The sequence below is a fragment of the Phaeodactylibacter sp. genome, assembly GCF_022763345.1.
GTDB lineage: Bacteria > Bacteroidota > Bacteroidia > Chitinophagales > Saprospiraceae > Phaeodactylibacter.
This window is the reverse complement of the sequence record NZ_JALEGS010000035.1, coordinates 69,506-88,617: the sequence shown is the minus strand read 5'-3', so window position 1 is coordinate 88,617 and position 19,112 is coordinate 69,506. Positions and strand designations below refer to the sequence as shown.

Annotated in this window: 15 protein-coding genes and 1 tRNA gene; 9 read left to right on the top strand and 7 right to left on the bottom strand. The window is 50.1% G+C overall.

The genetic code is table 11. From position 1 onward, the window contains the following. Nucleotides 1–108 precede the first annotated feature (108 nt). Both MRY86_RS09685 and MRY86_RS09680 read left to right on the top strand, forming a co-directional pair. Nucleotides 109–342 carry a hypothetical protein gene (locus MRY86_RS09685; RefSeq protein ID WP_063978244.1) on the top strand — a complete coding sequence of 78 codons (234 nt, stop codon included), beginning with the start codon at nucleotides 109–111 and terminating at the stop codon, nucleotides 340–342. Continuing rightward, nucleotides 323–739, top strand: coding sequence for a putative toxin-antitoxin system toxin component, PIN family (locus MRY86_RS09680; RefSeq protein WP_044216265.1), 417 nt, complete (start codon nucleotides 323–325; stop codon nucleotides 737–739). Before MRY86_RS09685 ends, MRY86_RS09680 begins: the two co-directional genes overlap by 20 nt. 156 nt (nucleotides 740–895) lie before the next feature. On the opposite strand, the gene MRY86_RS09675 is transcribed toward MRY86_RS09680, so the two are convergent. Beyond that, on the bottom strand, nucleotides 896–1,609 hold the full coding sequence (locus MRY86_RS09675; protein ID WP_293566831.1) for a KilA-N domain-containing protein: 714 nt from the start codon (nucleotides 1,607–1,609) through the stop codon (nucleotides 896–898). A 389-nt stretch (nucleotides 1,610–1,998) separates the two neighbouring features. Here MRY86_RS09675 and MRY86_RS09670 point away from each other — a divergent pair, with 389 nt between their 5' ends. Then, the gene (locus MRY86_RS09670; protein ID WP_293566832.1) at nucleotides 1,999–3,546 is read left to right on the top strand and encodes a sodium/solute symporter; all 1,548 of its coding nucleotides are present in this window, start codon (nucleotides 1,999–2,001) and stop codon (nucleotides 3,544–3,546) included. Between the two features lie 105 nt (nucleotides 3,547–3,651). Here MRY86_RS09670 and MRY86_RS09665 read toward each other — a convergent pair whose 3' ends face one another. Next, nucleotides 3,652–3,918: a hypothetical protein gene (locus MRY86_RS09665; RefSeq protein ID WP_293566833.1), complete on the bottom strand. Its 267-nt coding sequence runs from the start codon at nucleotides 3,916–3,918 to the stop codon at nucleotides 3,652–3,654. 155 nt (nucleotides 3,919–4,073) lie between these two features. On the opposite strand from MRY86_RS09665, the gene MRY86_RS09660 reads away from it, so the two are divergent. Beyond that, complete coding sequence (locus MRY86_RS09660) at nucleotides 4,074–8,954, top strand: PKD domain-containing protein (RefSeq protein WP_293566834.1); 4,881 nt, start codon at nucleotides 4,074–4,076, stop codon at nucleotides 8,952–8,954. A gap of 144 nt (nucleotides 8,955–9,098) precedes the next feature. On the opposite strand, the gene MRY86_RS09655 is transcribed toward MRY86_RS09660, so the two are convergent. Both MRY86_RS09655 and MRY86_RS09650 read right to left on the bottom strand, forming a co-directional pair. Next, nucleotides 9,099–10,223, bottom strand: coding sequence for a Fic family protein (locus MRY86_RS09655; RefSeq protein ID WP_293566835.1), 1,125 nt, complete (start codon nucleotides 10,221–10,223; stop codon nucleotides 9,099–9,101). A 178-nt stretch (nucleotides 10,224–10,401) separates the two neighbouring features. Then, nucleotides 10,402–11,322 carry an oxidoreductase gene (locus MRY86_RS09650; RefSeq protein WP_293566836.1) on the bottom strand — a complete coding sequence of 307 codons (921 nt, stop codon included), beginning with the start codon at nucleotides 11,320–11,322 and terminating at the stop codon, nucleotides 10,402–10,404. Nucleotides 11,323–11,436: 114 nt separating this feature from the next. Between MRY86_RS09650 and MRY86_RS09645 the strand changes: the two genes are divergently transcribed. Continuing rightward, entirely contained in the window at nucleotides 11,437–12,195 is a 759-nt protein-coding gene (locus MRY86_RS09645; protein ID WP_293566837.1) for a DUF3667 domain-containing protein, read from the top strand. Nucleotides 12,196–12,338: 143 nt separating this feature from the next. Here the strand turns inward: MRY86_RS09645 and MRY86_RS09640 are convergent, their stop codons facing one another. Beyond that, nucleotides 12,339–12,788, bottom strand: coding sequence for a hemerythrin domain-containing protein (locus MRY86_RS09640; protein WP_293566838.1), 450 nt, complete (start codon nucleotides 12,786–12,788; stop codon nucleotides 12,339–12,341). Between the two features lie 153 nt (nucleotides 12,789–12,941). Between MRY86_RS09640 and MRY86_RS09635 the strand changes: the two genes are divergently transcribed. Then, nucleotides 12,942–13,763, top strand: a complete 822-nt coding sequence (locus tag MRY86_RS09635) for an alpha/beta fold hydrolase (protein WP_293566839.1) — start codon at nucleotides 12,942–12,944, stop codon at nucleotides 13,761–13,763. Nucleotides 13,764–13,828: 65 nt separating this feature from the next. On the opposite strand, the gene MRY86_RS09630 is transcribed toward MRY86_RS09635, so the two are convergent. Then, nucleotides 13,829–17,302 (bottom strand): fibronectin type III domain-containing protein, encoded by a 3,474-nt coding sequence (locus MRY86_RS09630; protein WP_293566840.1) that lies wholly within the window; start codon nucleotides 17,300–17,302, stop codon nucleotides 13,829–13,831. Nucleotides 17,303–17,746: 444 nt separating this feature from the next. Here MRY86_RS09630 and MRY86_RS09625 point away from each other — a divergent pair. The 3 genes from MRY86_RS09625 (at nucleotide 17,747) to MRY86_RS09615 (ending at nucleotide 18,639) form a co-directional block, all read left to right on the top strand. Next, nucleotides 17,747–17,818: transfer RNA gene (locus MRY86_RS09625), tRNA-Gln, on the top strand. A 306-nt stretch (nucleotides 17,819–18,124) separates the two neighbouring features. Beyond that, nucleotides 18,125–18,376 carry a helix-turn-helix domain-containing protein gene (locus tag MRY86_RS09620; protein WP_293566841.1) on the top strand — a complete coding sequence of 84 codons (252 nt, stop codon included), beginning with the start codon at nucleotides 18,125–18,127 and terminating at the stop codon, nucleotides 18,374–18,376. Further along, nucleotides 18,373–18,639 (top strand): hypothetical protein, encoded by a 267-nt coding sequence (locus MRY86_RS09615; protein WP_293566842.1) that lies wholly within the window; start codon nucleotides 18,373–18,375, stop codon nucleotides 18,637–18,639. The genes MRY86_RS09620 and MRY86_RS09615 overlap by 4 nt, the downstream gene beginning before the upstream one ends. On the opposite strand, the gene MRY86_RS09610 is transcribed toward MRY86_RS09615, so the two are convergent. After that, a complete protein-coding gene (locus MRY86_RS09610) occupies nucleotides 18,636–19,112 on the bottom strand; it encodes a toxin-activating lysine-acyltransferase (RefSeq protein WP_293566843.1) in 477 nt (158 codons plus the stop codon). The genes MRY86_RS09615 and MRY86_RS09610 overlap by 4 nt on opposite strands.

Here is a 19,112-nt window from a genome sequence, read left to right as displayed (position 1 = left end):
ACTGGAACTAGATTGTCTAGCGCCACGTTTATTCATATATTCAACAAGGATTACGATTTCGGAACCCTGTTTATAAACATCCTATTTAGAAATAAAAAAGCAGTAGCCATGAAAACAGTAACCTTAAATATTGAAGATCAGGATTTCGTGGATTTGGGACTAGAGCCCAAAGCAAAGCAAATAGACTATGAAGATTTGGTACAAAAAATCAAAGCTAAGCTTGCAAAAGAAGGAATGTTGAAAAGTCTTGAGCTAGCGAAAAAAGCTGGACTATCTGATTTGACTATTGACGAAATTAATGCAGAAATTGACGCCGTAAGAAATGCAAAAAGTAATTCTTGATACAAACGTCATTGTCTCTGCATTGATTTCTAAAGGACCGCCATGGGAGATTCTATTTGATATCGTGCTTGAGCATAAAGTGAAAATCTGTATTTCTGATCTTGTGCTGGAAGAATATGTTGAGGTGTTGTCTCGCGATAAGTTTGCTAAGTTTAAGGATTTCAAGGCTAACTCAGACTTCATAATTGCAATTATCGCGGATTTAGCTATTGTCAAGCAACCCGACGTAGAGATAAATATCTTGCAAGATAAAAACGACAACAAGTTTTTAGAACTAGCGGAAACAGTAGATGCCGACTTTATTATCACAGGAAATACAAAACACTTTTATATTGATAGTTTTAGAGAAACTAAGATTGTTACTCCGAGTGAATATTTAGAAAACTACCGACCCTAGCAATCTTTCCCCGTGACCGACCTCCTAATCGTCCTGACCTACTTCACCCTCATTTTCCTGGCGGCGCTAAGCGGCCGCACCGGGGCGCGGGGGTGAGTTTGGATAATAAGCTATTGCGCGAATTATTGTAGTATTGTAATTAAATGGCAAGGTACCTCAATCGATCACCGCCTTGAGAATTTCTTCATGGTAGGTCCTGACTTTACCATAGCGTTCATCATGAGCAGTACCGGTAGGGATGTTTTTCTGGCGGCTTACAGCCGTGGCTGTTTTTCCCCAAGCCTTAGCCTGATGTAACGGGCAAGGGATTTTATGCAGGTTGCAATAGCCGGCTATTGTGTAGTAATGATCATCGACGCTGACAATCTTCGCCTCCAACTGATCGAGCCGCTCAGCAGTTTGATCCAGCTCATCACGCACTTCTTCGTTGATTTGTTCTTGTTTTTCCCACTGCTCAGCCAGTAATCTAAGCGTTGCTGCGAAGCCGGAAGGGGGAATATCCTGTAGCCGCGTCTCACCACGAGTCAGTAATTCCTGAATGCGGTCATAGACCCAAAGCTCAAATCTGGGACTAAGCCAAGAGGCAAATTTGAGAGCGAGCTTTTCATCCATCCAAGTGCCTTGGAGCCCTTCGGTAACATCCCCGCCCTTGACAACCCGTAACACTTCGCGTTTTTGACCGATATTCACATCTGAATATCGCTCCTCCAGCAGCTGAATGTACTGCTTTGTTTCTTTAAGGCGCAGGAAGTTCCCGACTGGCTTTCCAAACGGTCTTGCCATCTGCGTGGCGTTAACCATTTGATTGCCATCAGCAAACTCGAAGCTGATATCCTGGCCTTCGTAGTCGAATATGGTGATGTCGCTCATGTAGTAAATATAGCGAATCTGTGGAATAAACAAGGAAGACCTGAACCTCGTATCCTGTCTGGAAGCTAAATATGTTACATCCTTTAGACAAGGTGCGGTAGAAGTGCCGACTTTCTCGTTTTATGTAAAGAAAGAACAGAAATCTTTACATTTGAGATGGGCTGTGTAAAGAAAATCCACTTTTCTTTACACAGCTGGTTATACCGACGACGAAGTAGTTTGGGACCAACCATGACTTCGTGCCTGCCCGACATGCTTAGGCAGGCGGGTCGGCATACCTGTGCGTACCGGCATACTCGTGCGTCGGGTTTGTGCATTACGCCCAAACCTCTCCGTTCCGAGTATATCTGAAAAAACAGAACCTAAATAAAAGTAACAACTACGCCCCCGTGACCGACCTCCTAATCGTCCTGGCCTATTTCACTCTCATTTTCCTGGCAGCGCTCAGCGGCCGCACCGGGGCAGATGTTACCACGGAGGAGTACTTCCTCAGCAACCGCAATTTGCGCTGGCCATCCGTTGCCCTCTCTACCATTGCCACCAACATCAACGGCTACCAGTTTTTGGGCATGATGGGCTCGGCTTACCTCTATGGGCTGGCGCAGGCAAGCTTGGAGATCAACGCCATACAGGGCATTCTCATGGCGGCCTTCATCTTTGTGCCCATGTACCTGAGCGAGCGGGTGGTCACCATCACGCAGTTCATCAAAAAACGGTTGGGGGAGCGGGTGGCGCTGTTCTATACCGGGGCGAATATTGCGCTGTTTTCCACCATCACGCTGGGGGCGGCGCTGTTTTGGGGGGCGTACGCGGCAGATTTGGTCTTTGCGGAGTACATGAGTTACCTGCATCCGGACCGCATCACGCGGATTGCGATACTGGTCATTGGGCTGGGCATTTTCTCCGCCACTTACACTTATCTGGGTGGGCTGAACGCGGTAGTCAAAACCGACATCATTCAATTTACCATACTGCTGCTGGGCGGCTTTGTGGTGCTCTTCGTGGCCATCCATCACCTGGGCGGCTGGCGGCAGCTCTACGTCAAAACACCGGGGCTGATGCACCTCCACCTCCCTGCCAATCATGAGAAGCTGCCCTGGACACACATCTTCGGCCTCTTCCTGCTCAACATCAACTACTGGTGCGCTAATCAAACCGTCATGCAGCGGTCCCTGGCCGCCAAAAACCTAAAGCAAGCCCAGATCGGCCTTATGGTGGGCGGGCTGACCAAGTACTTGATGGCGGTACTGATCGTTATCCCGGGGATCGCCCTGGTAGGCATACTGGGGGAGAATGGCCTGGCAGAGCCTGACCTGGCCTTCCCTTATTTGGTGAAAACTTACCTGCCGGTGGGCGTAAAAGGCATCATCCTTTGTGCCCTCTTTGCCTCCCTCATGAGCACGGTGGACTCTACGTTCAATTCACTCGCCACGCTCTGGTCGATCGATATCTACAAGACTTACATCAGGAAAGACGCGACCGATTTGGAAGTAGTCAATGCCGGCCGGCGCGTCATCCTTGTCACGTTATTCACCGGTGTAATGATGGGGCTGGTGCTGCTCTACGTCAAGTTTGAAAATCCACAGGCGGCCTTCACCCACACCCTGAATGAGCTGCGCTACTACATCAACTGTGGCATCGTGGTGCTCATCTGCGGAGCGGTTTTCCTGCTGTTGCCCAGCCACCGGTTTGCGTTGATTGCCTTTTTGAGCACGATTCCGCTCCACCTTGTCTTCCAGTACTTCTTTCCGGAGATGAACTACTTCGTGCGGGCGGGTTGGGTGATCGTTATTGCTTTTGCCTTGCTTAGCCTGGGTAGCTGGAGGGGCGGCTGGCGCGCCTGGAGGGACTTGCTGCACCCCGGCTCGCGCCGCATTCGGTTGATTGGCTGGGGGTTGCTGGGGTCTTTGGTGGTGTTGCATGTGGTGTTTCATTAGGTTTGGGGAAACACATAGGCACATAGCACATAGGGCACATAGTTTGATGTACGCCTATGCGTGCTATGTGCCTATGTGTTAAATGAGAAAGCCCCAACAAGGCTGCTAAGCACCATCCCGGCCTGCCATCTCCGCCCGCACTACCTTCAAACGCGCCTGAATGCTTTGCCCGCTTTTCGCCAAAACGGCGATGATGAGCAGAGGGATAGCCGTGTAGAGCAAGCCAAAGCCATTCTTCACCAGTCCGTAGATCATTACACCAGCTAAGAAGCCGATAAATATATTGCCTGTGAGGTTTTGTCTTTTCAGCTTGTTTTCCTCTGCATGCAGGGCTTCCAAAGTCCACTGAGCGTAGTCCATTTTGTCTGTCATGATCCTGTGTTTTTGTCAACGATTGGGCAGTAAGACGTAATTCCAGCCCCTTTAAGAACCAATAATGCTTTGGCTCGTTACCTACTTGCTAATATTAAGCATCCCTTTTGAAATTTGGCACAAAATACATTAGTAATCTTTCAACAGACCCTGGCATGAAATACCTCTACCTTCTTACAGTACTTTTATCCTCCTTCGCCTTACGCGCACAAACTTCCTACAATGCTCCTGAATTCGGAGATCTGGAAATCAATGATTGCAATGGCATTCTCTACGACTTCGGTGGGCCCGATGCGCCTTACACCGATGATAATGAAGCCTACATTTACATCAATGGAACCTCCGGTGAGGCGCTATCCCTTACTTTTACTCAATTTGATGTGGAGGATCACTTTGACTTTCTTACCATCTACGATGGCTCTTCGATAAACAGCCCTTTGGTGGGCACCTATACTGGTTTGAATCTACCCAACAACGGTAACCCTATATTGCTTTCGGGCACCAGCTGCCTGCTGGTATTCACCAGTGATTTCACCATTACCGGCGCAGGGTTTGCCATGAATTTCGATTGCATCGATTTTACGGAGCCTCCTGTGGCAGCAGCGGCCTTCCCTACCCTGAGCTGTACCGGCACCGTCGCCTTTTCGGATGCCTCTACCTTTTTCCCAACCAGCTGGGCATGGGATTTTGGGGATGGCAACACTTCAACAGAGCAAAACCCAGTCCACACCTACGATGAGCCCGGCACCTACGATGTGCAGCTGGAGGTTTGTAATGAAAACGGCTGCGATACCTTCTCTGCCAGTCAGGCGATCACCTTCGACCCGGCAAGCTTTGCCTGCACCAATGGCATCAATATGCCCACTCATGGATTGGAAACCACTACGCTTTGCAATGGCGTTTTGTACGACGATGGCGGCCCCGATGGCAACTACACTGAGGGCAGCAACGGGCAGTTCCTGATTGCACCTCCGGGGGCAACGAGCATCACGGTCACTTTTACGGCTTTCGATTTAGGCGCTGCTGCCACCAATAATGATCAATTATCACTATTTGCGGTGAACAACAGCACCTACACGCCACTGGCTACCTACTTAGGCGACAATCTGCCCAACAACGGGCAGCCCATTACTTTTCAGACCCAAGCACTTGCGCTGTTCTTTTTTGCTGATCACCAGGACAACTTCCCGGGTTTTGCTATGATCTGGGAAGCCAATGGTATCGCCAACCCGCCTGTCGCGTCCTTTACCGCTAATGCCACGGATGTACCGTTCGGTACGGCCATTCAGTTTACAGACAGCAGTACCGAAAACCCTGGTGCATGGTCCTGGGACTTCGGGGATGGGAATTCCTCAAATGAGCAAAACCCGAGTTATGTTTACCCGGAAGCCGGCACCTACAGCGTTGTCCTGACCGTAACGAACTGTAATGGCTCGAACACCAGCGTTCCCCTTGAAATCACCGTTCAGGAGCCGCCGGCGCTTACCTTTGACCCGGATAGCTTTTCAATCGAACTCGATGCCGGCACCACTACTACGGCAACACTCAACCTGTGCAATATTGGGCAGGGAGATTTGCTTGCCACGATTAGCAGTCAGGATGAGATGAACCAAACCGGTTACCGCTTTGACTTCACGACCTCTGATCAGGGCGCGGGCTTTAACTGGCAGGTTTTCAATCAGGACTTTGAAGTCATTGCGGAGAACAGCCAAACCTACGCTGCCAACTCCACCTACACAGAGATCATCAACGGGCTGGAGCCGGATACGGAGTATTACTTTTGGATTACCGGCGTGCCGGAAGGGACTTCCGTTTTTGAAATTTTCACGCTTACCGATTTAGGGACAGGAGAGGAACTTTTTTCCGGATTCTTTGAGTTTATCATCGACCAGTTGTATATCCTACCCCTGCCCCTCAGCGGTCCCGGTGGGGCACCAACCTGGCTTTTAACGGATGCAGGCAGCAGTTCGCTTCCTGCCGGGGACTGTGAAGCCGTAACCGTTACTTTTGATGCTTCGGAACTGGTGGACGGCACCTACGACGGTTCGATCATCATCAACAGCAATGATCCGGATCAGCCAGTGGTGACCATCCCGGTGACGCTGATTGTAAATGGGACGCCGGAGCTGAGTATTTCCACCAATGACCTCGACTTCGGGGAAGTGCAGATAGGCGCTACTGCCACCCTGAGCTTTACTTTAGAGAATACGGGTACCGCCCCCACTGAAGTAATTGGGTTAGAGGCTGCCCTGGCCGGCTTTGAAGTAGCAAGCCCTAACAGCCTTACCCTGGCCCCATTTGCAGCACAGACCATCAGCGTTTCCTTCACGCCGGGCGAGCTGGGTGCTTTAACCGAAACCCTGACGCTTGTCAATAATGCCGGAGATGACCTCCTGGTTAACCTTACCGGCACCGGCATAGCTGCTCCCAGCCTGACCGTCAACCCTACTGCGTTCACTGTTGAGCTGATTGAGGGGCAGGATACCACTTTGACCGTAGATGTAGGGAACGTTGGAGAAGCGCCCCTTGATTTTACGATCAATACACAGTCCGGCAATACCGGTTTTGTATTCAACTTCACCACCGACAACTGGGGCGAGGAGTTTTCCTGGGTCCTCATGGACAGTGGAAACAACACCGTTCAAAATTCTGAAGGCATCGTATATCAGTCGAATACTGCGTACAGCGTAGAACTGTCCGGGCTATCTGCGGATGAGTCCTACACGCTTCAGCTCCTGGATAGCTGGGGAGATGGTGCACTGCCTAATTACAGCGTGGTTGACCTGATTTCCGGGCAGGAAGTAGCCTCCGGTACCTTCATTGGGGACGGCTTACTGCAGGAACTGGTTCCACTTGGCAGCCCGGCTTCGGCTGACTTCACTGATATTTCGCCCACAAGCGGTACCGTAGCGGTCAACGAGAGCACTGCGCTACAGATTAACCTGGACGCCACGGGCCTAGCCACCGGTGTTTACAACCTGGTGTACGAGTTGGAGACCAATGACCCGCTTCAGCCCCTGGTGCCCATCAATGTGACGCTCTTTGTCATTGCTCCGGTGACTGCTGGTATTGAAGCCCCATCTTTCATTTGCGGCGCGCTGCCGGTGCAGTTTACGGATGTCAGTACGAATCAGCCCACGAGCTGGACCTGGGACTTTGGTGATGGCACGACTTCTACCGAACAAAACCCGGTGCATACTTACATCGAAAGCGGAACCTATACGATCACGCTGGAAGCCTGCAATGCGCTGGGTTGTGATGTCGTCACGCTTGTTGGTTTTATTGACGTAGAACTTGATTGCTTTTCCCAAAACATACCAGCAGAACCGCACGGCTTTGAGACCGTCACGGTCTGCTCCGGCAATCTGTACGACTCTGGCGGACCCAATGGGCCTTACCAGGAAGGCAACCTGGCTGGTGTTACCATTGCGCCACCCGGAGCCTCTTCCGTAAGCATCACCTTTAGCGAATTCAATTACCAGGAGCACGCAGATTTTGTGTTTGTGTACGATGGCTATCCTGGTACAGGCACCCTGCTGGGTTCATTCACTGGCAATGAATTGCAAGGGCAAACTTTAACGGCCGCCTCTGGCGTACTCACTGTGCAGGAGTATACCGATCACTTTGTAAACTTGAGTGGTTTTGTTGCCACCTTTATCTGCGACGCTGTGCCAACGCAGCGGCCTAAACCCCAGTTTTCAATAGCCGATACGCTGGTTTGTGCCAATGAGCCCATCGTGTTTATTGACGAAAGCCTGCAAATCCCCACTTCCTGGTTCTGGGAGTTTGGTGATGGCGGCGTCTCAAATGAACAAAATCCTGTCTATTTCTACCCAGAGAGCGGAACATATACCGTAACGCTCACTGCCTGCAATGCAGAAGGCTGCAATACCATCGTGCAGGACATCAGTGTCACGATCGATAGCAGTTGCTTGATTGAAAATATGCCGGTGAACGGTCAGCAGGTGATTACAGGCTGTTTCGGAAGCCTATATGATTCAGGTGGGCCGGACAGCAATTACGTGGACAACAATACGGGGATAACGACGATCATTAGTCCGGTCGGCCCTATCACTTTAGAGTTTGTGGCTTTCAATTATGAGAATGGGTTCGACGGGGTAGCTGTTTTTGATGGTGCGGATACCGATGCGCCGTTGCTGAGCTACTTCACGGGCAATGAGCTGCCGGAGCCCATCACCTCCAGCGGCACGGTGATTACCATTGTGGAGAATACAGACTTTTTCGAGAACGAGAGCGGCTTCCAGATCGACTACACCTGCCAGGGCACATTGAATTTTGCCGGGTCTCAGATTACAACAGCTAATGCAGAAATGTGCGATGGTGTACGCTCATTCGGTGTGAATACCTCCTCTAATATCGACAGTTGGAGCTGGGACTTTGGAGATGGGCACACCTCTACAGCAGCCAATCCGGAGCATACCTTTGAGCACAATGGTATCAAGCAGATAACCTTGACGATCTGCAACGCTGAAGGTTGCGAAACAATACAGACTGCGATCTATTCCAATAAGCTCGTGCCAGAAATCTCGGCACCTGATACAGTAGCGGTTGGTCAAGAGGTGGAGCTGCACGGTATTACCCCTGAGGTTACTCATTGGGTTTGGGAATTCGGCAATGGTGAAATTGCAGTTCATGACGCGCCAGTGACTTCCTACTCTGAAGCAGGCTGGCATGATATCAACGTTCGCCTAATCAACATGAATGTGCACGAGACTTGTGATGCCAGACATACCCATTCCATTTATGTGGATGCCAATCTGACCAGCACCAGCGATGTTGCCGCACAGGACTTCACGGTATTCCCCAACCCCACCACCGGGCAGCTCAACATTCGTGGCCTGGAGGCGCTGGGAGATGGCTATGAAATCCGGATTCACTCTGCAGTCGGGCAATTGGTGAAAGTACAGCCCCTGACACCACAGCTATCCATAGCAGAGCTTCCTTCAGGTATTTATGTCCTGGAAGTGGTCAGCGGACAGGAGGTAATCGGTCGGCAGAAGGTAATTAAAGAGTAAAAGGCAAGAGATCGGCTTGATAAGAGACAGCATCCTGTTGGGGTGCTGTCTTTTTTTCAGCTCCTACTTTGAAGCGCTTACCGATACCTCCCTGATTATAATCAGCATAAATAGCCAGGCGATTGGGGCTCACCTCTACACGCTCTATTCGTTGAACAAATCCAAATATGCTTTAAAGGCGTACATTTTGGCCCGTCCGCCATTCGGCAGCTGAACAAGTATACCTGCTTCTTCCAGGTCCGACATCAGCTTATAAGCACTTACTTTCGACTTGCCGATAATCTCTGCAATTTGGTCCGCATCAGTGACAGGACGTTTAAAGAGCTGCTCCAGGACCTGCTTCGCGCCCTTCGAACGCCCTCCCAAGCTCTCGAGGCGTTCGTCCATTGCTCTTTGCAACCGAAGGATGCCATCGAAGGTTTTTATGCCACGCTTGGCGGTTTCGATCACACCGGTCAGAAAAAACTTGTACCATTGATTGATGTCATTGTGCGTCCGGACCCGTGTGAGGTTATCGTAGTACAACAAGCGATGCCGTTCGAAGAAGTCTGACAGATATAGGATAGGTTTATGTAATATCCCCTTACTTACAAGGTAAAGCGTAATCAACAGGCGACCAACTCTGCCATTCCCATCGAGAAACGGATGAATTGTTTCGAACTGATAATGAATGAGTGCAATTTTTATAAGATCAGGGATCGGAGCTAGTTCATCATTGGCAAACTTTTCAAGATCACTCATTAGTTCAGGAATGTAAGTATGGGGAGGTGGCACGAAGGTGGCATCATCCAAGGTTGCCCCACCAATCCAGTTTTGACTGGTACGAAAGGCACCCGGCATTTTTTTACTTCCTCTGACGCCTTGCATAAGCGTTCTGTGGATCTCTCTTATTAATCGGCTGGAAAAAGGCAGCTCTTGAAGTAAGTCGACCGCAAGATTCATCGCCTTTATGTAATTTTGAACTTCTTCCCAGTCATCTTTAAGACCGGGAGAAACATCCGATTTTTTCATGAAAGCCTCCTCAATATTCGTTTGCGTGCCCTCTATGCGCGAAGACTGAGTGGCCTCCTTGGCAATGTGCATGCTTATGTAAAGGTTAATATCAACATAAGCTGAATACATGTCCAGTCTGCCGAGGTGGCGGTCAGCTTTACTCAGCAGCTGTATCACCTCCATATCTGCTATCTCCCAATTAGTGAATATAGGCTTAGGGATGAAGGCTTTGTAGTACCCCTGATTGACATAGTGCCCTGCTTGAAAATCTTTCATGTAGCTTAAAACACCCAACCCTTTAATTAAGTTTTCACGATAAAAACTTAACTCAACAGAATTTTAGTTAAGAAAAAGACCCTTAAACTTAACTAAATGAGATTTAAGTTAAGAAAAACGCTTCAAAACTTAACTCAACACTTTTTCAGTTAAGCATCGGGGGGAGCCTCTCCCCTACCTAAGCCGTTTTGGAAAGGAAAGACACCCCAGTCAGTTCCTCCGATGCCACCCACAGTGCAGACCAGTCAGCCGGCTGCCCGATGGAAGGAGGAAAGTCGACGAGTTTGGGCGGGCCAGCGATTTCCCCCCACTTCCCGGGGCCGTAGTAATGACCGGGCTCCACGGCCTCTCCGACAGCAGCGTAGAGTTGAGGGCGGGCATTTTGATCGGGGGTGGGCAGCAGAGGCAGGAGGACCTTTTCGGCGATGAACTGAAAAACGGCGTTGCTCTCCACATTACGCCCCAAGTTGGTGGAAGCACCGCCCGGGTGGGCTGCCACAGCGATGGTCTGACCTTCCGGCAGGCGGCGGTTGAGCTCCAGGGTGAACATTAGGTTGGCGAGCTTGCTTTGCCCGTAGGCTTTCCAGGGCTGATAGTTGCCGGGGTCTTTGAAAGAAGAGATATCCATCTGCCCATTACGGGCCGCCAAACTGGAGACATTGACGATGCGGCTGCCGGAGGTCCCCAGCAAAACCGGAAGCAGGTGGCCCGTCAGTGCAAAATGACCAAGATGATTGACACCAATTTGCTTTTCGAAGCCATCCTGAGTAGTCCCGTAGGGTGTGGCCATGATGCCGGCATTATTCATCAGGACATCCAGCTGGTCGTATTTTGCTTTGAAGTTCTCGGCGAAAGCCTGTACCGATTCCAGGCTGCCCAGGTCCAGCAGCATAAGGCGGGCGGAGGTTGTTTGCACGGCTTCCTCCTCCTTAAGGGCAGCAGCGCCCCGCTCTTCTGACCGGCAGGCGAGAATAACCTCAGCCCCCTTTCGAGCCAGCGCTTTGGCGGAAGCCAGCCCCAGGCCACTGTTGGCTCCGGTGATGATGACGACTTTGCCTTTGAGGTTGGGCATATCGGTGAGTGTCCAGTTCTTTTTCATGGTGCTTGATTTACGGTTAAAAGGCAGACAGCGATTGATTGTTGAGTTTTTACTTGGATTATTAGTGCAGCGCCTTCCAGAGGCTCAATTATTAGTATTTTTCGGACAAAAAGAATGCCCACCTGTCTGAACTGTAAGCAGCCTATCATCGAAGACGGCCAGTTTTGCCACCACTGCGGCGCTAAAATCGTCCGGGAAAGGCTGACCCTTTGGGTATTTTTCGCACAACTTGGCCAAACGGTATTCAATGTCGATTCCGGCATCTGGCGGACGGTAGGGCATTTGTGCTACGCACCGGCAAGAGTGTGCCGGGGCTACATTGAGGGCGTTCGGAAGCGCTATCTTAAGCCGGTAGCTTACCTGTTTTTTGTTGCTGGCCTGTACGGCTTAACGCTTTTGCTGTCGGATGGGGAAATCCGCTATTTTCATGAGGATTTTGCGCTGGGGTTTACCAGCTACGATGATGCCACCGGGCTTTCAGAAGAAGAGCGGGCAAGGCAACTGCGGCCTCTGGCTCTGATATTTATTTTGCTTTCGATACCAATTTTATCACTCATCAGCCGGTTGATCTACCGGCGGGCAGGGTTTAATTTAGCAGAGCACCTGGTAATCAATGCCTATTATATGGGGCAACTCCTTTTCCTGAACTTAGTGCTCAACTTTTTGAAGGTACCTTTCCCTTCACTTGAGGAGAACACGATTTTTTATTACCTGTTTATGATTGTATTTCTGGGCTACGCCTGGGTGCTGCAGGTTCCAACTTTTCAGCTTCGTGGGGTTTGGACGGTTATTAGCCCGTTGTTGTTCCTGCTGGTCATGCTTTTTATTTTGGGGCTGTTTTATGGGTTTGGCGCTGAACTGCTATTATACTGACGATTAAGTGGTTTGCCATAGCAAACCTACTCAATGTCAGCATTTACGCTGGGAAGTGGCCTGCTCCTATGTCGCAAACCACTTCGTATTGCGTATATCAAGAGCAGGCTAGCCTGGATATGCGATGATCGGCTGTCAAAGTATCAGGCTTCCAGCGGTGGCAGTTGGGATAGCACGGTCTCCGGGACTTCCCGCTGTATAGCAGCAAACCAGACTCTTTCCTCAAAGCGGATGTGCTGCTCCAGCAGGCGGCCGACTTCATCTAAATCATCGGGCGTGGATGTATCAGAGAGCTGTTGGATTTGCGCTGAAATTTGCCGGTGTTCTGCCTGCACCTGATCGCTCATAGCCTGCAGCTGTTCGTGGTAGGCGCGGGTGGCGGGGATCAGCACCGTGGCTTCCCAGTCAAAATGCCGGCTCAATCGTTCTTCCAGCTCTTTTTTGGCGAAAGCCACCTTGCCGGAAATGTCCGTGGGCAGCCCCTTGTAGTCGGGCACATCGCTCTTGAGCAACTGAGCCAGTATCAGCCCTTTGTGGTGCTGCCGGGACAAAGGGATTAGAGCGGTGTGGCGTTTGAGTGGTTTTCGGTCCATAGAGGGAAAAATACAAAATTTCTTACCTTTCGAGGCAGAACCTTAGTTGTTTGACAGAATCAAGCTCAAACGGTCTAACTTATTTTGTATCCGTCTGTTAAGCCGCTGAATCTTGACTTTTAAAGTATTGACGACTCAATCGCCCCAGGAAGTATGCTGATATACCTGCTTTACGGTGCCGGGATTTACTTTTTGATTTGCATTGTCTTTTACACCATGCAGGACTACTTCTTTTTTCGGCCTGAGATTCTGCCCGGAAACTTTAAGTATGAGTATCCCTTCCCATTTGACGAAGTGCACTTTGAGATGGAGGATGGCGGCTACATCAACGGGCTGCACTTCCGGGTGCCCAATGCCAAGGGCGTCGTCTTTTACCTCAAGGGAAATTCCCGGAGTTTGAAAGGCTGGGGCAAGTTTGCCAAAGATTTTCTGGGCAAAGGCTATGACTTTTTCATGATTGACTACCGGGGGTTTGGCAAGAGTGCCGGCAAGCGGACAGAAGCGACCCTGTACAACGATGCACAGACGGTTTACAAATGGCTCACCGAGCAGTACCCGGAAACACAAATTGTGCTCTACGGCAGGTCTCTGGGCAGTGGCATTGCGGCGCGGATTGCCGCGTGGAACAAACCTCACCTCCTCATTCTGGACTCGCCTTACTATTCATTTTTGTACCAGGTGCGGCAGTATGGGTTCTGGTTGCCCCTGAAGTGGGTACTGCGGTATCAAATCCGAACCGACTTTTTCATCAAAAAGGTCACCTGCCCTATTTTCATCCTGCACGGAACAAGCGACCGGCTGATCCATTTCCGGCAAGGCAAAATGCTCCACGAAGGTGCGCCCAACAGCGAACTCATTGCCCTTGAGGGCGGTGGGCACAATAACCTGCCAGACTTCCCGGAATACCATGAGGCCCTTTACGAAATCCTCCACGATGAGGACCGATATGCCCAGCTGGCCAATCACAAAGAATGAAAACGCACTCGCTCACGAAGAACGAGTGCATTCCAAACAAACGTGCAAGGACCGGGCCGCAGTAATTAACGGCTGATCACTAATCTTTGACTAACGGGTTCCTCCCCTTCCGCATACATGGTCACCAACAACACCTGATTGTTGCCCCATTCATTGGTATCCAGGGTAAGTTGACCGGCATCGCGCATTCTATAAGTACCAAGCGTTTGGCCCACCACATTGCGCACGACTACGGTGGACGCAACAGTCGGGTGATTTAGAGAAATGGTCACCTGGTCCCGGGCAGGGTTAGGGAACAAGCTAAACTGAATCGCTGAACCGGAAACTGTGGCACCGGGAGCGCCCATCGGAAGGCTGCCCGCAAGCGTAACGGAAGAGCCATTGGTAAAGCCGGAGTTTTCGTTGTTGCAAAGCGCTCTTACCCGCCATTGTACTGTACTCCCAGCCGGCAGGTTATTATCGGTGTAGGTGGCCGCCGAAATATCAATGGAAATCGGGTTAAATCCGATTGGCCGGTATTGCAGGCGGTAGGTATTGGCATTAGGGACAGGGTCCCATTCGAAGGTGGCGCTCGTTGCGGAGTTTGCAAATGCATTGAGGCCCGTCGGGTCAGAACAGCCTTCGTCCAGATCGCAAATGTCGTTGTTGTTAGCATCAATCAGCGTACCGGCACAGTTGCAATCCGCACCAAAGACATCATTTTCGGTACAATCATCCCCATCATCACAAGGCGTGCCAATGAGGGCATCATCCATTCCGGGGCACTGATCGTCGCCATCACAGACCCCATCGTTGTCCGAATCCGGGCAGGCGTCATCCGTGGTAGTAAAGTTTTCTACAGATGAATAGGGAGAATCTTCACTGCTGCAAAGCGCCTTCACCCTCCACAGGTAGGTGGTGTTTGGGCTCAGTGCAGTCAGCTGTTCGCTATTGCCACTGACAGAGAGGGTGACGACGTTATTCATAGGCATGCCCTGCTGCAGGTACTGCAACTCGTATTCATTAGCGCCTGCCACCGGGTTCCAGCTCAGCAATGCAGTATTGGCGGTAAGGTTGGCCGCCTGAAGGTTGGCTGGGGCTACACAATCGTCAACTTCATCCAAGTCGCAGATGTCGTTATTGTTGGCGTCAATCAGCGTACCGGCACAATTGCAATCCGCACCAAACACATCATTCTCGGTACAAACATCCCCATCATCACAAGGTGTGCCAATAAGGTCGTCATCCATGCCCGGGCACTGATCATCGCCGTCGCAGACTCCATCATTATCTGAATCCGGGCAAGCATCATCTGTGGTGGTAAAGTTTTCAACCGATGAATACGGAGAATTGTCATTGACACACAGCGCTCTCACCCTCCAAAGGTAGGTAGTATTTGAACTCAGTGTAGTCAGCAGCTCACTGTTGCTATTGATGTAGAGGGTTATAATGCTATTCATAGGCATACCCTGCTGGAGGTACTGCAACTCATATTCATTAGCGCCAGCCACCGGGCTCCAGCTTAGCAATGCGGTATTGGCGGTTAGGTTGGTGGCCTGAAGGTTGGTTGGGGCTGTACAGGGCGGTGTGGCAGGCAGGCAAAAAGCGGTAGTCTCCTGGCTATCGAAGCTCCCCCCGCTGGCCAACACGGTATTTGTGGCGTTGTCGGTGAGCACGTAGCTGCCGTTACCATGCCCGCAGCAAATACCGTCGCCATAGGAATCGAATATATTGAAGCTGAAGCATCCATCCGTCAGGCAAATTTGCTCGTTCACGGTGGTATTTTCCTGACCGGTATAACTGCCTCCCGATGCCAGGACATTATTGCTGTTATCCGTTACTGTCCAGGTGGTTTCAGCCGGATAGCCATCCAGCGTGATTGAAAGTGTAAGGGTATTGTCGCCCGTCGAGAAACTGGAAGTAGCCTCGTCATTGGCAGGCTCATCATCCGCTCCTCCGTTGGGGGCGCTGGTAGACGCGGTAAAGGTGTGGCTGCCATTGGAGAAGTTTACAGCAGGAAGGGTGACTTCTACCGCCTGATTACTACTCAGGCTCCCGGTCCAATTGTAATTTTGGGCAGGGTTACCATCCAGCGAGTAGCTGATCGATACCGAAGTTAAGGTTTCAGAACCATAATTGTAAAGCGAAACGACCGGGCTTACCGAATTGCCACAAACCACTCCTTTGGGCGTTTCCACAGAGGCAATCCCTGCGTCGGTGGTACTAACTGCGCTGCAGGGGTCCAGACAAGAAGCATTATAGACCTCGCTTCTGATCAGGTCGCCTGGCTGTGCCCCAAAGTTTTCTGTAAAGGAGATGCCCACACTTGTAAGGTGACAATAGCTCATTATAGTCCCATTAGCGGGGGATTGCCCATTGTCGAAACAGCCATTAGGGGTGTACCCTGCCTGCGGTCCACAGTTATCAATAGGCGTATCATCCCCATTCCAGGCACAGTCGTGCGTATGAGGAGAGCCCAGGTTGTGCCCGATCTCGTGGGTTACCACACTGACAGTCCAGCTATAGGTAGGTACGGTGCTGTAAGTGGGGTGAATGTCGCTATAGGCTACACCGAATGTGGAGCTGCAGATTACATCAAGGTAAGCAATTCCGCCCCCGCCTTTGTAGCCCACAAGGTGAGCCATATCAGCGCCATTGTAATCGCCATTTAGGTGCTGCCGGAACTGCACCAGGTAGTCGAGGGTGCCAGGACCGGTATAGGGGTCTGTGGTATCCCAGACAAAAATTTCATTAACGACGAGGTTAATGCTTTCATCAGCATACAGGGTACTCACCTGGCTAAAGACTCCGGCGACGTAGTTCGCCGCCTGCGTGACCCCGCCCTTGCCATCGTGGATATCCTTGTCCACCTCCACGTACATCTTCACGCAGTTATTCGGATTGGGCGAACGGGTGCCCCCGGGCTGTCCCCCACCGGGACGGTAATTGGGCAATTCTTCAGCATAGCAACCTTTTAAAGGCGGCTCTGCCAGTGCCTCCGAAGGGTAAAGGATGTGTACGTCCGCTGCATTTTCCACCTGTCCAAGGTTGTACTGTTGCCCCCGAAACTCGATAACTCCCAGGATTTCGTCCGGCAAGATCAGCAGCATGGCCAGGGAGTGGGTTTCCCCATTGACGATGCCCCGGTAATGCAGGCCCGGATCAAAAGGAATGGCCCGGTTGGGGTCAGAAGCTTTCCGCAATTTGAAATCGGGAGACAGGTATTCCGCCTGATACAACTCAAGTAACAGGGGCTGCCCGTTGTGGTCTTCCAGCCGGATTTTCAGCTCCTGCGGCTCGTCCTGTCTGACCTGATGCAGGTTTTTCCGGTGGAGCGAAAAGTAAGCAGCTTCTTCGACCTGCGCTTTGACCTTTGCTGCCCAGGGGCCGCCGGGGACCTTTGGCAACAGCAGTGACCTTTCCGGTGCAACCGTAAATGCGGCCTCGCGGCGGGCTACCTCATCAGCAATAGGATGGTTGTGGTTTTGCGCAACAACAGAGGTATACGTCAATAGCGCGCTGAGCAATGCCCAGCAAAGGGTAAGGGAGATTTTGTGCATGTTTTGCTTTGTTTAGGTTAAGTAGGTTTTCAGGCCTGTCCACCGGAACTGCGTCACAAGCGAAAGTAGCCTTTCAACCGTTCTATTAAGCTATACCAGATTGATAAATTTTGCAAGCCTGTTCAGGAAAAAAAGCACCTAAGGAAGCTCATTCGCGACAATTCGGGCGTTCCGTGCACATTATACCCTGTCAGGGATAGCAGGATACAGCCTGGACGGCATCCATCAGATATACGGCATCACCACCAAGCAGGTTTCACCCTGTCACGATTTTCTCATTTCCCGGGGAACTTCCTTTGGCCCTCCGTAGTTATATGGATCACAGCGTGAAGCGGCTTAGAATGATTTGCTGAAAAAATTTTATCCTTTTTCTTGCACATCAATTTGAAGCCGTTTATCTTTGCAATCGCAAATGAGAAAAACGCTTCTCAAGCTGGTTTTTAAAGACCCATGGTGTAATTGGCAACACAGCAGATTTTGGTTCTGTCGTTCTAGGTTCGAGTCCTAGTGGGTCTACAAAAGCTTATACGGAATAACTGCTAACCAACGAGTTACGAAGAGAAAAAAACTTCAGCAGTCGTTTTGGCAGTCGTTAAGTAAAGATTTCAAGGAAAAGCAGTCAAGTTAAGTCTTGGCTGCTTTTTTGTTTGTACACAGTACAAGATAAGGATTTTACACCTCTTTTACTAGCAATGTCTCTTGCCTGCTCTCTGAAAACCTGACTTGCCTTCAATCATATGAGGCTTTTTGCTATCTTTAGTAGCGATTTAATACACTTATAAAAGAATGGCAGAACAATCGGCAAAACTTCTGGAAATCTGTTTGGAAAATCCTTTACTTAAGAATCTGGTTAAGGCACTGGCTGAAGAACTCAGTACCAACCAGAACGAGGAGGACGACTGGATTACCACCGAGGAAGCCATGTCCATTCTGAAGATCAGCTCGAAAACAACGCTAAAGAAGTATAGAGACCAGAACGACATCAAATACAGTGCGCCGATTGGTTCAAAGCACATTCTCTATAGCAAATCCTCTTTACTGAAGTTTATTGAAGACAAAGCCAATATGCCATGAATGAACAAGAACTAGCAAGAGGCTTTAACGCCGGATATATTATACAGAAGCACCGTCCTGAAATAGCCGATAGCCTTACCGAGGCTGTCAAAGACAAGCAGGACGAATTCTTTCAAGGCTTAGTAGCTGGGAGCGAGCAGTATGCTAAGGAGCGCACTCAATCAAAGACTATCAGTAAACTCCGAGATACTGTCAGACAAATTCCCCGACCTACTCAAAAAGGTAAGGATAGTCCTGATAAAGGGTTTGAGATCGATCTTTAATTCCGAACATTCTTTCCATAGAGGTGAATTACATTCTTTCTATGTTTACCATGATCGTCAAAGCGGAGGGTTTTTGCCGTTTCGTCTGGGAAGATATTGTGGGTTAGGTCTTTGAAGATTTTCTTAGCGTGACCAAATGGGGCGATAAAGTCAGTAAAAAATAGGTTTTTACCACTATTCCATTCCCCAAAGGTTAGAACAACATCACCCGATAGATATTTCTTCTCAATTTCATCACTGAACCAACCCCATGTGACTAAGCCTATCGGTTCTTCTTTAGAGTTTCTATATATGCGGAATTGGTTTAGATGAACAGGTGGCAGAACTATATCTGAAATGTCCCTTATTTGCATTTTACGATGAACTTTGGAGAGCATAAGCAATGAGGTTACTTCCCCAATAAGCAAGTTTAGCTTTTCAGGAGGAAGTTTGTTTAGCACTCCCTCATGAACATTCTGTGTTTGCTTAACCAT

Excerpts from the sequence above, each read along its gene's own strand:
- MRY86_RS09685 (WP_063978244.1), top strand. The coding sequence starts at position 109 with ATGAAAACAGTAACCTTAAATATTGAAGATCAGGATTTCGTGGATTTG.
- MRY86_RS09680 (WP_044216265.1), top strand. The coding sequence starts at position 323 with ATGCAAAAAGTAATTCTTGATACAAACGTCATTGTCTCTGCATTGATT.
- MRY86_RS09675 (WP_293566831.1), bottom strand. The coding sequence starts at position 1,609 with ATGAGCGACATCACCATATTCGACTACGAAGGCCAGGATATCAGCTTC.
- MRY86_RS09665 (WP_293566833.1), bottom strand. The coding sequence starts at position 3,918 with ATGACAGACAAAATGGACTACGCTCAGTGGACTTTGGAAGCCCTGCAT.
- MRY86_RS09660 (WP_293566834.1), top strand. The coding sequence starts at position 4,074 with ATGAAATACCTCTACCTTCTTACAGTACTTTTATCCTCCTTCGCCTTA.
- MRY86_RS09655 (WP_293566835.1), bottom strand. The coding sequence starts at position 10,223 with ATGAAAGATTTTCAAGCAGGGCACTATGTCAATCAGGGGTACTACAAA.
- MRY86_RS09650 (WP_293566836.1), bottom strand. The coding sequence starts at position 11,322 with ATGAAAAAGAACTGGACACTCACCGATATGCCCAACCTCAAAGGCAAA.
- MRY86_RS09645 (WP_293566837.1), top strand. The coding sequence starts at position 11,437 with ATGCCCACCTGTCTGAACTGTAAGCAGCCTATCATCGAAGACGGCCAG.
- MRY86_RS09640 (WP_293566838.1), bottom strand. The coding sequence starts at position 12,788 with ATGGACCGAAAACCACTCAAACGCCACACCGCTCTAATCCCTTTGTCC.
- MRY86_RS09635 (WP_293566839.1), top strand. The coding sequence starts at position 12,942 with ATGCTGATATACCTGCTTTACGGTGCCGGGATTTACTTTTTGATTTGC.
- MRY86_RS09630 (WP_293566840.1), bottom strand. The coding sequence starts at position 17,302 with ATGCACAAAATCTCCCTTACCCTTTGCTGGGCATTGCTCAGCGCGCTA.
- MRY86_RS09615 (WP_293566842.1), top strand. The coding sequence starts at position 18,373 with ATGAATGAACAAGAACTAGCAAGAGGCTTTAACGCCGGATATATTATA.
- MRY86_RS09610 (WP_293566843.1), bottom strand. The coding sequence starts at position 19,112 with ATGGTTAAGCAAACACAGAATGTTCATGAGGGAGTGCTAAACAAACTT.